The following is a 13,905-nucleotide window of genomic DNA, read 5'->3' on the forward strand; positions in this document are numbered from 1 at the left end:
CGCGCCCGGTACGGTCGGGCAGGCCCAGCCCGTGCTCGTCAGTCCAGGGAGCCCCATGACCACCGCAGCGAGCCGCCGCAGCGACCGGAGGATCAGTCCCGTCTTCATCGGGATCGTGGCCGTGACGGCGGTGACGGGCTGGGCGGCGTGGACCGGGTTCGCCGAGCAGCCCGGTGTGGCCGTGTTCCTGTTCGTGACGGGCGCGTGGATCGTCTCGCTCTGTCTGCACGAGTACGCCCACGCGCGCACCGCCCTGCACAGCGGCGACATCTCGATCGGCGCCAAGGGCTATCTCACGCTGAATCCTCTGAAGTACACCCATGCGCTGCTGAGCATCGTCCTGCCGGTGATCTTCGTGATCATGGGCGGGATCGGTCTGCCGGGTGGCGCCGTGTTCATCGAGCGGAGCCGGATCCGGGGGCGGTGGAGGCACAGCCTGATCTCGGCGGCGGGTCCGCTGACCAACGTGCTCTTCGCGATCGTGTGCACGGCGCCGTTCTGGCTGGACGCCCTGGACGGGGTGCCGGCGACCTTCCGCTACGCGCTGGCGTTCCTCGCGCTGCTCCAGGTCACGGCCGCGATCCTGAACTTCCTGCCGGTGCCGGGCCTGGACGGGTACGGCGTGATCGAGCCCTGGCTGTCGCACGGTGTGCGCCGTCAGGTGGAGCCGTTCGCGCCGTTCGGTCTGCTCGCGGTGTTCGCGGTGCTGTGGATCCCGTCGGTGAACACGGCGTTCTTCGACGCGATCTACTCGATCCTGGGCGGCCTCGGCATCGACGACGTCGAGCGGTACTGCGGTCAGGAGCTCTACCGCTTCTGGTCCGGCACCAACGAGTTCTGCTCCGTCGACCAGTGACGTACGCGGGTGATGGACGCCGGTGACGCACGCCGGTGACGTACGCGGGTGACGTACGCCGGTGACGTCGACCGGAGGCGTCAGCCGGTGACCGACCCCGACTCCGACTGGGCGCGAGTGGTCCGGCCGCGCCGCACGTAGTACCACGTCATGTTGGACGACAGACCGGCCAGCAGCACCCACACGATCCCCAGCAGGCTGCCCTGCACGAAGGAGACGACGGCCGCGGCGACGGAGAGCACGCAGACGGTCAGGGCGTAGAGGGCGAGGCGGGGCATGGGATCGGCTCCTGTCGGGGGGACACTGCTTGCCACCAGTGTCCCCCACCCGGCCGGCCCGCCTACACGTCGGTCAGGCGCAGGCCCGCGTGGGCCTTGTAGCGCCGGTTGACGGAGATCAGGTTGGCGACCAGGGACTCGACCTGGTGGGCGTTGCGCAGCCGCCCGGAGAACACGCCGCGCATGCCCGGGATGCGTCCGGCGAGCGCCTGCACGATCTCGACGTCGGAGCGCTCCTCGCCGAGGACCATCACGTCGGTGTCGATCTCCTCGATCTCGGGGTCCTGGAGGAGGACGGCGGAGAGGTGGTGGAAGGCCGCGGTGACCCGGGAGCCGGGCAGCAGGGCGGCGGCCTGCTCGGCGGCGCTGCCCTCCTCCGGCTTGAGCGCGTAGGCGCCCTTCTTGTCGAAGCCGAGCGGGTTGACGCAGTCGACGACGAGTTTGCCCGCCAGTTCCTCGCGCAGCGACTCCAGCGTCTTGGCGTGGCCGTCCCACGGCACGGCGACGATCACGATGTCGCTGCGGCGGGCGCACTCGGCGTTGTCGGCGCCCTCGACGCCGAGCCCGAGCTCCCCGGCCGCCGCCTCGGCGCGGTCCGCCGCGCGGGACCCGATGATCACCTGCTGGCCGGCCCTGGCGAGCCGGTAGGCGAGGCCCTTGCCCTGCGGGCCGGTGCCGCCGAGCACGCCGACGACGAGACCGGACACGTCGGGGAGGTCCCAGGGGTCCTTCGCGGGGGCCTTCCCGGCGGCGTTCTGGGCGGCGTTCGGTGCGCTGTCAGTAGAGGTCATGGGCCGACTTTACGTGCGCGGATCCCGGCCGCGCGGTTCAGGTGAGGGCCGTCACCGGGATGCGGCGGAAGGTGATCGTCTCGTAGGCGCCGAAGTCGCCGGTCTCGTAGAGGAGTCCGACGTGCGCGGTGTCGGCGCGTACGAGATCGGAGTACGCGGCGGGCAGTCCGTCGACCGTGTGCGCGGGCCGCCAGGTGACGCCGCCGTCGGTGGAGGCGCGGACGGTCATCAGGGCGCGGTGGGCGGGCGCGGCGGGGCCGGAGTAGAGGAGCAGGTCGGGGTCGCGGAGCTGGAGGACACTGCCCTGGACGACGGGGGTGGTGAGGCCCGCCTGCGGGCGGAAGGGCTTGAGCAGGGTCTCGCCGCCGTCGCGGGAGCAGGCGTCGGCGCGGGTGCCGGGGGCGCGCGAGTCGTTGCGGGTGTTGAAGTAGACGCGCCCGTCGGGGAGTTCGGCGGCGGTGGTCTCGTTCGCGTTGACGTACCCGCTGGTGTTGTCGTCGACGTACCCGATGGACCAGGTCAGGCCGCCGTCGTCGCTCAGCAGGCAGTGGCCGCCGTCGTACCTGCCCTCGGTGCCGTCGTCGTCGCCCTGCGGCGGGAGGGAGTGGTTGGCGGGGACGACGATCCGGCCGGAGGCCAGCTGGAGGGCGTGGCCCGGTGTGGTGGCGTACCACCGCCAGGTCTCCTCCTTCGTCCACGTGGTGATGTCCGCCGGCTCCGACCAGGTGAGCCCGTCGTCGTCGCTGTGCTGGACCCAGACACGGCGGCCGTCGGCGGCGCTCACCTCGCCGCGGCGGATGGCCTTCTCGGTGGCGTCGGCCGCGTTGCGGACGTGGACGAGCAGGACGCGGCCGGTGTCCAGGACGACGGGGGACGGGTTGCCCGCGAGGTGCTCGCCGTTGCTCGCGGCGACCTGGAGCGGGCCCCAGGTGCGGCCGCCGTCCACGGACCGCTTCAGCACGATCTCGATGTTCCCGTGGTCCTCCTGGGAGCCGAGCCGGCCCTCGCAGAAGGCGAGCAGGGTCCCGGCGGCGGTGGCGACGACGGCCGGGATACGGAAGCTCGCGTAGCCCTCCTGACCGGCCGTGAAGGGAACGGACGTCTCGATGTCGTCCGTGGCCTCGATGTCGTCGGTGGCCTCGATGTAGTCGGTGGCGGCGGTGCGTCCGGTGGCATCGGTGTGTTCGGTGGCCTCAGCGGCCTCGGTGCTCGTCATGCGTCTCTCCTTACCCCGCGACCGGGCCCTTTGCCCAGCTTGGGGGAATTCGTGTCGAACTGCGGGCCACTGGCGGCCGGTTGCGGCAGGATGCCTTTCCATGGATGCCGTACGGGTCGCGTTGCTGCGCGAAGTGCTCGCCGGGACCGAGTGGTTGGGGTCCACGCGCCGGTTCGCCGGGGTGCTGCGGGGGTCCGTGGTGTCGTACGGGGGCGGCCTGCTGCTGGTGGGCACGGAGGAGTACGAGCCGTGGCATCTCGCCGCCCATCTGGTCGACGAGGCGGCGTGGTCGGGGACGCCGGAACTGTCGCCGACGCTGGTGCGGCACGGTGCGCGCCCCTCGGATCCGGCCCACCTCGCGGTGGGGCTGGGGCGGGTCGAGGCCGCGCGGCGGGGGGAGACACTGCTCGTGGTCTCCCCGGGCACGCCCGGGGCGCCGCTCCTGGAGCGGGTCCACGACGCCCGTCGCGCCGGAGCGACGGTCCTCTCCCTCGACGCGGGCGACCGCGAACTGGGGGCACTGGCCCACGAGTCCCTCCCCGTGCCGGACGGGCCCGACCTCGACCTCGACACCGTGCAGCACCTCGTCAGCGCGGCGGCCGGCGAGAACGCGCTGCCCTCACCCCGAAACCCCCGCCGCTTCCGCGACCGGCTCTCCCGCCTCGCGGACCACCTGACGGCGCCGCCTTCGGCTCGGTGGTGAGGGCGGGGGCGGGGGCCGACGGCAGGTGCCGGGGGCAGGGGCCGGGTGGGGCAGGGCGGTGGCGGGCAGGGCGGTGACCGACACGGACGTCGCGGGCTACGCCGGTCTCACGGGGCTCTCGGATCTCGCAGGGTCGCGGACCTTGCGAACCTCGCACACCTTGCGAACCTCGCGGACCTCCCGAACCTCGCAGACCTCAGCCTCGCGGGGGCCCCGGATCACCCGCCCCCCGCAGCCCCGCCCCCGCCGAAACCCTCAGCCGTCCTGCCCGCCCCCCGGTCCCTTCCCCGAGGCGTCGTGCCAGCGGGGGTCCGTCTCCCATTCGAGGTTCCGTTCGCGGGCCATCTCCATGGCGCGTTCGGCCTCGGGGCGGGAGGCGTAGGGACCGAAGCGGTCCTTGCCGGGGCAGTCGGGGCCTTCCTCGACCTTGTGGTGTTCCAGGCAGTAGTACCACTCGCCGGGCTTGCCGACGGTGCGCTTCTTGAAGAGGGCCATGACGGGCTCCTTTCGCCACGGACATGGTCCCCCACGTCCGCTGGTTAGACTCGCTGGCATGTCTGGCCAGTCGCTGCTCGTACCAGGGGAGCTCTCTCCCACCCGTCCCGTCCCGGGAAACATCAGGCGCCCCGAGTACGTGGGCAAGCCCGCGCCCACGCCGTACACCGGCCCGGAGGTGCAGACGCCCGAGACGATCGAGGCGATGCGGACCGCCGGCCGGATCGCCGCGCGGGCGATGGCCGAGGCCGCGAAGCTCATCGCGCCGGGCGTCACGACGGACGAGCTGGACCGGGTCGCCCACGCGTACATGTGCGACCACGGCGCCTACCCGTCGACCCTGGGCTACCGGAGCTTCCCCAAGTCGCTGTGCACCTCTGTCAACGAGGTCATCTGTCACGGCATCCCGGACTCCACGGTCCTGCGTGACGGCGACATCATCAACCTGGACGTGACGGCGTACATCGGCGGGGTGCACGGCGACAACAACGCCACCTATCTCGTCGGTGACGTCGACGAGGAGAGCCGGCTGCTCGTGGAGCGGACCCGGGAGTCGCTGGACCGCGCGATCAAGGCGGTCAAGCCGGGCCGGCAGATCAACATCATCGGGCGCGTCATCGAGTCGTACGCGAAGCGCTTCGGCTACGGGGTGGTCCGGGACTTCACCGGGCACGGAATCAACTCCTCCTTCCACTCCGGTCTGATCATTCCGCACTACGACAGCCCCCACGCGACGACCGTCATCCAGCCCGGGATGACCTTCACGATCGAGCCGATGCTCACGCTCGGCACGCACGAGTACGACATGTGGGACGACGGCTGGACAGTCGTCACCAAGGACCGCAAGCGGACGGCGCAGTTCGAGCACACGCTGGTCGTCACGGACAGCGGCGCGGAGATCCTCACCCTCCCGTAGGTCATGTCCTAGCCATTGCCCCGGCTTCTGGACCCCACACAGCCCGCCCTGTACACAGGGTGGGCTGTTTCGTGTGGACGGAGCCGTGATTCGAGGTACGTTTTTACCGACAGCACGTCGGGAACATGTTTACCGACGGGACGTCGGGATCCTGTTGACTTAGGTAAGCCTAACCAGAGAAAATCCGACGTGCAGTCGCCTTTCCCTTCACCACCGGAGGTTCCACCATGAACTCGTCGGGTTCGGCGTTCTCGACGCTCATCCGCACCGCCTCGCACGAGCAGCACACGGAGGCGGAGACCTCGACGTTCATGAGCGACCTGCTCGGCGGCAGGCTCGGCGTCGAGGCGTACGCGCGCTACACCGAGCAGCTGTGGTTCGTGTACGAGGCGCTGGAGGCGGACGCCGACAAGCTGGCGTCCGACCCGGTGGCGGGACCCTTCATCCAGGCCGAGCTGATGCGCCGCGACGCGCTGGAGGCCGACCTCGCCCACCTCCGGGGCCCGGACTGGCGCGCGACGCTCACCGCACTGCCCGCGACCCGCGCCTACGCGGACCGTGTCACCGAGTGCGCCCTCACCTGGCCCGGCGGGTACGTCGCGCACCACTACACCCGTTACCTGGGCGACCTCTCCGGCGGCCAGATCATCCGCGGCAAGGCCGAACAGACCTGGGGCTTCGACCGCAAGGGCGACGGCGTGCGGTTCTACGTCTTCGAGGACATCACCAACCCCGCCGCCTTCAAGCGCTCCTACCGCGAACTCCTGGACACCATCCAGGCCGACGACCTGGAGAAGCAGCGGATCGTGACGGAGTGCAAGCGGGCGTTCGCCCTGAACACGGCGGTCTTCCGGGCGCTGGGAGAAGAGTTCCCGCTGACGGCGTGAAGGAGTTTTTCAGCCCGTCCGGCGCTTGAGGACGAGCGCGAAGCGCGAAAGGGGGGTCTGGGGGCGCAGCCCCCGGATGCGGGACGGGAAGGGGCGGAGGGGGCGAAAGAAAACCCTCAGCCCCGCAGCAGCCGCACCCGACCCCCCACTTCCACCCAGCCCCCCGGCTGCGGCGCCGTGAGTATCTGCGACCCGGCCCCCTGGACGATGTTGAGCGCCCGCCCCAGCCGGGCGGTCAGCAAGAGCGCCGCCGCCCCCGTGGCCTCGTCCTCCTCGACCCCGTCCCCACGCCCGGAAAACCCGCGGGCCCGCACCCGCCCCGCCGCCTCGTCCTCCCAGGCCCAGGCGTAGGTCCTCCCCCATTGCCCGAGAGGCGAGGGAGACACTCCCGCCCCCGCCCCCGGCACGGCGAGCGCCTCGACCTCGCCGGCCGTGGCGTACTGCCGCAGCGTCCGCGGCGCCGCCCACTCGGGCCGCGCCTCGATCCAGCTGAACTCGCCGTCGAGCCGGGTGCCCACGACCCCGGCGGGCGTGACGAGTTCGGGCACGTCGAGGAGCCAGGCCGCGCCGACGCAGGGACATCCCGCGAACGGAAGCCGGACGCCGGGCGTGCAGATGTCGATGACCCCGCGCTCGGGGTCGTCCACGAACACGGTCTCGCCGAAACCGAGTTTGCCGGCGAACAGCTGCCGCTCCCCGGGGTCAGGCAGCACGGAGCCCTCGCGGACGACCCCGAGTTCCTTGCCGTGTCGCCCGCCGGGACCGCAGAAGACCCGCAGCACGTCGTATTCAGTCACTCCGGCATTCAAACACCAGTCGTACGATCGGCCCGCCCCGGTCCACGGGACCGCCGCGGAGCGGTGGCCGGACGGACCGGGGCGGGCCGACGAGGTCGAACGCGCCCGTGGACGCGCGGACTACGAGGCCAGGCGCCGCCTGCGCGTCGCGACGACCACACCAGCGCCCGCCGCGACGGTCACCGCCGCCGCGGCGCCGAGCGCGCCCACCGGGACCTCGGAGCCGGTCGAGGCGAGCGCGCCGCCCGTGCCGCCGGTCGTCCCGCCGGTCGTGCCGCCCGTGGTCGAGCCGGTGGTGCCGGTGCCGCCCGTGGTGCCGGATCCGCCGGACGTGCCGCCGGTGCCGGCCGTCTCCGACTCGTCGTCGGAGGGGAGTTGGGCGTCCTCGCTCAGCGCCACCGACAGGTCCAGCGGGTCGAGCGCGGTGCCGGTGGTGTAGAAGCCGCCGAACGCCTCGGCGCCCGCGTCCGTCAGGGTGGCGGTGACATCGTCGAGGGTGATGACGTCGTCGTCCGCGGTCAGTTCGGCCGAGGATGCCTTGAGCTTCGCGAGGACGACGTCGTCGGACTCCTCGCCGAGGCTCTCGACGTCGGCGGTCAACTCGCCGGACCCGCCGTCGAGTTCGGCCTTCAGGTCGCTGAGGGTGAGGTCGAGGCCGTACGCGCCGCTCTCCTCGTGGCCCTTGAAGTTCACCGAGCCCTCGAAGGCGGCGGAGAGGGTGCCGGCGTCGGTGTCGTAGGTGCCGGTGCCGTCCACGAAGGTGAAGACGCCGTTGCCGGTGGCCTGGGTCGCGCCGCCGGACGCGGTGATCGTGCCCTTGGCGACGCCGTCCACGACGTACGTGCGGAAGGACTGCTTCACGCCCCAGCCGAGGGTGCCGTCGACGATGTCGCCCTTGGTGGCGGCGCTCTCGGAGGGCGAGGCGCTCGTCCGGGTGGGTGACGGCGTCGTGGTCTGCGTGGCGGTCGGCGTGGGAGTCGTGGTCCGCGTCTCCGTGGGGCTCGGCGTCACGGTCGGGGTCGGGGACTGGGACACGGTCTTCTGCACCAGCGTCACGGGGTCACCGGCCGCGTCCTTGTAGCTCGCGCTGCCGAGGACGTCCGCCGCCTCGGCCGTGAGCTTGGTCGCCATGTCCTTCATGTCGCGCGTGACGGTCACCGTGGCGAGCGGCACGTCGTCCGACTTCGTGGTGACCGGCGTCGCGCCCGCCGCCGCGGCGGTCGTCTTCGTCACGTCGGCGGTGATCTCGGTGGTGGCGCTGTCGAACTTCACGTCGGTCAGCGTGATGTCGAAGCCGTGCGCCTGGGAGACGACGCGCAGGCTGCCCTTGAAGCCGAGGCCGAGCGTGTGCGCGGTGGTGTCGTAGGTGCCGGTGCCGTCCACGAAGGTGAACGCGCCGTTGCTCGCGGCCTGGGAGGCGCCGTCCGCCGTCGTGAAGGTGCCCTTCGCGTAGGCGCCGGTCACGTAGGAGCGGTACGACTCCTTGATGCCCCACGTCAACTCGTAGCCGGTGAGGGGGGTTTCGGCCGCCGCCGCGCTGGAGGCACCGATGGTGGCGAGCGCGGTGGCGCCCAGTGCGGCGGCCGTCGCGACGGCTGCGGCGAGGGCGAGAGGACGACGGGATCTGACGGACATGACGGTGGTTCTCCTTGGTGGGTGGTCCGCGAAAGGGCGGACGGTGTAAGGGGGTTCAGTCCTCGTCGGGGACCGCGGCGGCCTTGCGGGCCCGGCGCCCGCGGAGGACGAACGCGTAGACCGCGCCCGCCAGCAGCAGGAAGCCGGCCGCCAGGCCGATGGGGAGGACCGGCGCGCCGCCCGAGGTGCTCGCGGCGGCCTCGGTCGTGTCGGTGCCGGTCGTGTCGGTATCGGTCTCGGCCGCCTTCGCGGAGGCCGAGGGGGAGGCGCTCCCGGTGGCCGAACTGCCCAGGTCGGGCAGGGCGGGCAGCGTCGCGTCCTCGGTGAGGGCGACGGCGAGCGAGAGGGGGTCCATCACGGTGCCCGCCTGGTACATCCCGCCGAAGGCCTTCGCGCCCCGCGCGGTGAGCTTCGTCGGCGCCTCGGTCAGCTCGACGAGGCCGTCGCGCGGGGTGAGGTCCTTGGCCGTGAAGGTGACGAGCGCGACCCTCTCGCCCTCGAAGCCGGCGCCGGCCACATCGGCGTACAGCGTGCCCCTGGCGTCCTCGACGGTGACCCGGACGCCGCTCAGTTCCAGGTCGAGGCCCTGTTCGCCGGTGAAGCGCACCGTGCCCGCGAACTCGGCCTCCAGCGAGCGGTCGCTCTTCCCGTAGGTCCCCTCGCCGCGGGGGAAGCGGAAGAGCGCGCCGCCGTCCTGTGCTCCCGACGACAGGGTCCACTCGCCCTTCGCGATGTCACCGGTGACGTACTCCCGGAAGGTGCGGCGTACTCCCCAGTCGACGGCGCCGTTCACGATGGCGCCCGAAGTCTCCTTCTTCTGCGCGGACTTGGTGGCCTGGGGCGTCGGAGTGCCGGTCGCCTTCGGTGTGGTGGCCGCGGGCAGCACGTCGGCGGACAGGCTCACCGGGTCCAGCGCGGTTCCGGCCGTGTAGTAGCCGGCGAAGGACCGCGCGCCCTGTGAAGTCAGCGTGGCGGGAAGGCTGTTGAGCTGGACGGTGTCACCGCCGCCCTTCATCTCGATCCCGCCGAGGGAGAGCGAGGCGAAGGGTACCTGTGAGGACGTCGTGACCGCCCCCGTGCCCTTCGCCCTGCTGCTGATGTCGGCGTAGAGGGTGCCGCTGCCGCCGGAGACGCGGACGGTGGGGCGGCTGATCGTGAGGTCGAGCTGGTAACCGCCGTCGGCGTCCTTGTGCCCGACGAAGTGGACCCCGCCGGAGAAGGCGGCCGAGAAGGCGCCGGTGTCGCCGTCGTAGGTGCCCGTCGCCGAGTGGAAGCGGAACTGGCCCGCACCGACGGTGGCCGCCCCGCCGGTGAGGGAGTAACTCCCCTTGGCGATCGGGCCGGTGACATAGCTCTGGAAGGAGGACTTGATGCCCCAGTCGAGCCGGCCGCCTTGCACGCTTCGGCCGGCGGCGTGCGCCGCGGTGGCGGGAAGCAGAGCTCCCAGCACGGCCACGCAGACCGCGCCGATCAGGGCTCTGAGGCGCACGGACATGGGTGTCCTCCGGATACGAAGTCAGGAAACGAAGTCAGGAACCGGCCACCGATGGCCGGAAAGGCAAGAAGCTAAGGTAAGGCTAACCTAAGCTATCTCCGCAGATGCCGGAAGAGGACCGCGAGAACGGATGGACGAAGATGAGAGACGGGACGGCCCACCGTCCGCGAACGCCGCAGCCGACGCGAATCGGGCGGCGCGCACGGCTGGCGGGCGCCCTGCTGTCCGCGCTGGCCCTTCTGACGGCCGCGACCGGATGTACGGGCCCGGCCGAGAGCGCGGAGTCCGCGAAGAAGGCACCCGCCTCGGCCTCGGCCGGCGCCGACCGGGTCGAACCCCTCACGGATCCGGCGAAGCCCCGACTCCCCGTCACCGTCGGCTCGTCCGGCGGCGAGCGGGTGACGATCGAGTCCGCCGACCGGATCGTCCCGCTCTCCGGCAGCCTCAGCGAGATCGTGTTCACGCTCGGGCTGGGCGAGCGGGTCGTCGCCCGTGACATCACCGCCACCTTCGCGCAGGCGGCGGAACTGCCGGTCGTCACCCGCAATCACGACGTCTCCGCCGAGAGCGTGCTCTCCCTCCGGCCCGACCTCGTCCTCGCCGAGACGACCACCGGCCCCGACGAGGCCATGGAGCAGATCCGCGCCGCGGGCGTCCCGGTCCTGGTCGTCGACCCGGCGCAGGGCCTCGACGACGTGGGCCCGCGCATCCGGGCGGTGGCCGACGCCCTCGGCGTACCGGCCGACGGGAAGCGGCTCACCGAGCGCTCGCAGGACCGGATCGCCGCCGTACGCGCGGCGGTTCCGGCCCGCGAGGAACATCCGCGCGTCGCCTTCCTCTACGTCCGCGGCTCCGCCTCCGTCTACCTCATCGGCGGGAAGGGCTCGGGAGCCACCTCACTGCTCGAAGCGGCCGGAGCGATCGACGCGGGCGCCGAGTCGGGTCTGACGAAGGACTTCACGACCATCACCGCCGAGGCGCTCGCCAAGGCCGCTCCCGACGCGATCCTCGTGATGAGCAAGGGACTTGAGTCGGTCGGCGGGATCGACGGCCTGGTCGCGATCCCCGGTGTCGCGCAGACCCCGGCAGGCATGGCGCGCCGGGTCGTCTCGATCGAGGACGGCGTGCTCCTCAACTACGGGCCGCGCACGGACGAGGTACTGAAGTCGATCGTCGGCCAGCTGTACGGAGACGCCGGATAACGCTGCCGGAAGGGGTTCTTGACCCGTTCTTTGCCCATTCATGGGGTGCGGATTGAGCCACCGAGATCTGGCCGTGTCCCCTGGTCGCTCATGAGAGCTGAATCACTGGACGTACGGGTGGCGCTCGGGTAAGCCTCAGTTAAGTTAGGTCCGCCTTACCCGGATCTTTGAGTTCTTTGTGACCCGTTGAGCCCTCGCTTGGAGCCCCGATGCGCCCCGTCCGTCTCTCCGTCGCCACCGCTGTCGCCGCCGCGGCCGCCCTCACCGCCGTCACCGGCTGCACCGAGAAGAGCGATGCCAAGAGCGGTGACGGCGTCATCGAGGTGACCGCCACCGACTCCTCGTGCGAGGTGTCCAAGAAGGAGTTCCCCGCCGGGCACGTCGAGATAGCCGTGGAGAACAAGGGCTCCAAGGTGACCGAGGTCTACCTCCTCTTCCCGGACGACCGGATCGTCACCGAGCGCGAGAACATCGGGCCTGGCACCAGGCAGCGGGTCACCGCCGAGGTGAAGGCCGGCGACTACACCATCGCCTGCAAGCCGGGTATGAAGGGCGACGGCATCCGGCAGGACGTCAAGGTCACCGGCGGCACGGTCGCCAAGCGCGACCCGCGGCTCGACAAGGCCGTGGCCGCGTACCGCGGTTACGTCCAGGCGCAGGCCGACGCCACGCTGCCCAAGGTCAAGGTCTTCACCGACGCCGTGAAGGCGGGCGACCTGGAGGCCGCGAAGAAGGCGTACGCTCCCTCGCGCATCGGCTGGGAGAGCACCGAGCCGGTCGCCGAGTCCTTCGGTGACATCGACCCGAAGGTGGACGTCCGCGAGGACGGCCTGGAGGAGGGCCAGGACCCGGAGACGGACTGGACCGGCTGGCACCGGCTGGAGCGCTCGCTCTGGAAGGACAAGAAGCTCACCGACCGGGACTCCGAGCTCGCCGACCAGCTCCTCACCGACCTGACCGACTGGCAGAAGCGCGTCGGGAAGGCCGAGATCACCCCGACCTCCATGGCCAACGGCGCCAAGGAACTCCTCGACGAGGTCGCCACCGGCAAGGTCACCGGCGAGGAGGAGCGCTACTCGCACACCGACCTGGTCGACTTCAAGGCGAACGTCGAGGGCGCGGAGAAGTCGTACGCACTGCTGAAGCCGGTCGCCGCCGAGAACGACGCGGCGCTGACCAAGGAACTCGACAAGCAGTTCGCCGCGTTGAACACGCTGCTCGACAACTACCGCGCGGACAAGACCTCCTACGACTTCACCTCGTACGACAAGGTCGGCGACGCGGACCGCAAGGAGCTCTCGGACGCGGTCAACGCGCTCGCCGAGCCGCTCTCCAAGCTCGCCGCCGCCGTCGTGAAGTAGGCGGGGGCCACCATGACGGACACCTCCGGCGGCTCCGCTCCCTCCCGGCGCTCGCTGATCGGCTGGGGCGGCGCCGGGCTCGCGCTCGGTGCCGCCGCGGCCGGCGGCGCGGTGGCGATGACCCGTACCGGCGACGACGTGGACCCGGCCGGCTCCGGTTCCGGGGGCGCGATCGCGTTCCACGGGGCGAACCAGGCAGGGATCGCGACGCCCGTGCAGGACCGGCTGCACTTCGCCGCGTTCGACGTGAAGACGGACGACCGCTCCGAGTTCGTCCAGTTGCTGAAGGACTGGACCGAGGCGGCGCGGCGGGTCACCGCCGGACGCCCGGTCGGCGAGGGCGCGTTCGGCGGTCTCGCCGAGGCACCGCCGGACGACACCGGTGAGGCGCTGGGCCTGGATCCCTCGCGGCTGACGCTGACGATCGGCTTCGGGCCCTCCCTGTTCGAGAAGTTCGACCTGGCTCAGCGGCGGCCGGAGGCGCTCGTCGACCTGCCGAAGTTCGCGGGCGACAACCTGGACGCGAACCGCAGCGGCGGCGATCTGTGCGTCCAGGCCTGCGCGGACGACCCACAGGTCGCGGTGCACGCCATCCGCAACCTCGCCCGGATCGGCTTCGGCAAGGTCGTCATGCGCTGGTCCCAGCTGGGCTTCGGCAAGACCTCCTCCACGACGCCGGACGCGCAGACCCCTCGTAACCTCATGGGTTTCAAGGACGGCACCCGCAACATCGCGGGGACCGAGACCGACCGGCTGAAGAAGTTCGTGTGGGCGGACGCCAAGGACGGCACGCCGGCCACGGCCTGGATGACCGGGGGTTCCTACCTCGTCGCCCGGCGCATCCGCATGAACATCGAGACCTGGGACCGCACCCCCCTCCAGGAGCAGGAGGACATCTTCGGCCGCGACAAGGGCGAGGGCGCCCCGGTCGGCAAGGCCAAGGAACGCGACGAGCCGTTCCTGAAGGCGATGAAACCCGACGCCCACGTACGCCTCGCGCACCCCGACTCCAACGACGGGGCGACGCTGCTGCGCCGCGGCTACTCCTTCACCGACGGCACCGACGGCCTCGGGCGCCTGGACGCGGGCCTGTTCTTCCTCGCCTACCAGCGCGACGTGCGCACCGGCTTCATCCCGGTGCAGCGCAGTCTGTCCGTCGATCCGCTCAACGAGTACATCCAGCATGTGGGTTCGGCGGTCTTCGCGATCCCACCGGGCGTCCGGGACAAGGACGACTGGTGGGGCCGGGCGCTGTTCTCCGAGGAGGCCTAGC

General features: G+C 71.4%; 14 protein-coding genes. 7 read left to right on the forward strand and 7 right to left on the reverse strand.

What is annotated here, in order from left to right:
• Nucleotides 1-55 precede the first annotated feature (55 nt).
• Nucleotides 56-856 (forward strand): site-2 protease family protein, encoded by an 801-nt coding sequence (locus ACIP79_RS14660; protein ID WP_401223086.1) that lies wholly within the window; start codon nt 56-58, stop codon nt 854-856.
• Nucleotides 857-936: 80 nt separating this feature from the next.
• Here the strand turns inward: ACIP79_RS14660 and ACIP79_RS14665 are convergent, their stop codons facing one another.
• The 3 genes from ACIP79_RS14665 to ACIP79_RS14675 all read right to left on the reverse strand — a co-directional run bounded on the left by ACIP79_RS14665 (nt 937) and on the right by ACIP79_RS14675 (nt 3,141).
• Nucleotides 937-1,134, reverse strand: a complete 198-nt coding sequence (locus ACIP79_RS14665; protein ID WP_401223088.1) for a hypothetical protein — start codon at nt 1,132-1,134, stop codon at nt 937-939.
• A gap of 62 nt (nt 1,135-1,196) precedes the next feature.
• Complete coding sequence (gene npdG / locus ACIP79_RS14670; RefSeq protein WP_401223090.1) at nt 1,197-1,925, reverse strand: NADPH-dependent F420 reductase; 729 nt, start codon at nt 1,923-1,925, stop codon at nt 1,197-1,199.
• 37 nt (nt 1,926-1,962) lie between these two features.
• The gene (locus ACIP79_RS14675; protein WP_401223091.1) at nt 1,963-3,141 is read right to left on the reverse strand and encodes an exo-alpha-sialidase; all 1,179 of its coding nucleotides are present in this window, start codon (nt 3,139-3,141) and stop codon (nt 1,963-1,965) included.
• Nucleotides 3,142-3,241: 100 nt separating this feature from the next.
• Here ACIP79_RS14675 and ACIP79_RS14680 point away from each other — a divergent pair, with 100 nt between their 5' ends.
• A complete protein-coding gene (locus tag ACIP79_RS14680; protein WP_401223093.1) occupies nt 3,242-3,844 on the forward strand; it encodes a hypothetical protein in 603 nt (200 codons plus the stop codon).
• Between the two features lie 255 nt (nt 3,845-4,099).
• Here ACIP79_RS14680 and ACIP79_RS14685 read toward each other — a convergent pair whose 3' ends face one another.
• Nucleotides 4,100-4,339 carry a hypothetical protein gene (locus tag ACIP79_RS14685; protein ID WP_401223094.1) on the reverse strand — a complete coding sequence of 80 codons (240 nt, stop codon included), beginning with the start codon at nt 4,337-4,339 and terminating at the stop codon, nt 4,100-4,102.
• 58 nt (nt 4,340-4,397) lie between these two features.
• Between ACIP79_RS14685 and map the strand changes: the two genes are divergently transcribed.
• Nucleotides 4,398-5,255, forward strand: a complete 858-nt coding sequence (map, locus tag ACIP79_RS14690) for a type I methionyl aminopeptidase (protein ID WP_401223096.1) — start codon at nt 4,398-4,400, stop codon at nt 5,253-5,255.
• Between the two features lie 227 nt (nt 5,256-5,482).
• Complete coding sequence (locus ACIP79_RS14695) at nt 5,483-6,142, forward strand: heme oxygenase (biliverdin-producing) (RefSeq protein ID WP_383681541.1); 660 nt, start codon at nt 5,483-5,485, stop codon at nt 6,140-6,142.
• 116 nt (nt 6,143-6,258) lie between these two features.
• Here the strand turns inward: ACIP79_RS14695 and ACIP79_RS14700 are convergent, their stop codons facing one another.
• The 3 genes from ACIP79_RS14700 to ACIP79_RS14710 form a co-directional block, all read right to left on the reverse strand.
• On the reverse strand, nt 6,259-6,939 hold the full coding sequence (locus tag ACIP79_RS14700) for a PhzF family phenazine biosynthesis protein (protein ID WP_401223098.1): 681 nt from the start codon (nt 6,937-6,939) through the stop codon (nt 6,259-6,261).
• 120 nt (nt 6,940-7,059) lie between these two features.
• Nucleotides 7,060-8,574: an HtaA domain-containing protein gene (locus ACIP79_RS14705; protein WP_401223100.1), complete on the reverse strand. Its 1,515-nt coding sequence runs from the start codon at nt 8,572-8,574 to the stop codon at nt 7,060-7,062.
• Between the two features lie 55 nt (nt 8,575-8,629).
• Nucleotides 8,630-10,069, reverse strand: coding sequence for an HtaA domain-containing protein (locus tag ACIP79_RS14710; RefSeq protein WP_401223101.1), 1,440 nt, complete (start codon nt 10,067-10,069; stop codon nt 8,630-8,632).
• A 140-nt stretch (nt 10,070-10,209) separates the two neighbouring features.
• Here ACIP79_RS14710 and ACIP79_RS14715 point away from each other — a divergent pair, with 140 nt between their 5' ends.
• The 3 genes from ACIP79_RS14715 (at nt 10,210) to efeB (ending at nt 13,904) form a co-directional block, all read left to right on the forward strand.
• Nucleotides 10,210-11,271 (forward strand): hemin ABC transporter substrate-binding protein, encoded by a 1,062-nt coding sequence (locus ACIP79_RS14715; protein WP_401223103.1) that lies wholly within the window; start codon nt 10,210-10,212, stop codon nt 11,269-11,271.
• Nucleotides 11,272-11,480: 209 nt separating this feature from the next.
• Nucleotides 11,481-12,632 carry an iron uptake system protein EfeO gene (gene efeO, locus ACIP79_RS14720; protein ID WP_383681549.1) on the forward strand — a complete coding sequence of 384 codons (1,152 nt, stop codon included), beginning with the start codon at nt 11,481-11,483 and terminating at the stop codon, nt 12,630-12,632.
• A 12-nt stretch (nt 12,633-12,644) separates the two neighbouring features.
• Nucleotides 12,645-13,904 (forward strand): iron uptake transporter deferrochelatase/peroxidase subunit, encoded by a 1,260-nt coding sequence (gene efeB / locus ACIP79_RS14725; RefSeq protein WP_401223105.1) that lies wholly within the window; start codon nt 12,645-12,647, stop codon nt 13,902-13,904.
• The last annotated feature ends 1 nt before the right edge of the window (nt 13,905 follow it).

The sequence above is a fragment of the Streptomyces sp. NPDC088747 genome (assembly GCF_044751025.1).
In the GTDB taxonomy this organism is placed as follows: domain Bacteria; phylum Actinomycetota; class Actinomycetes; order Streptomycetales; family Streptomycetaceae; genus Streptomyces.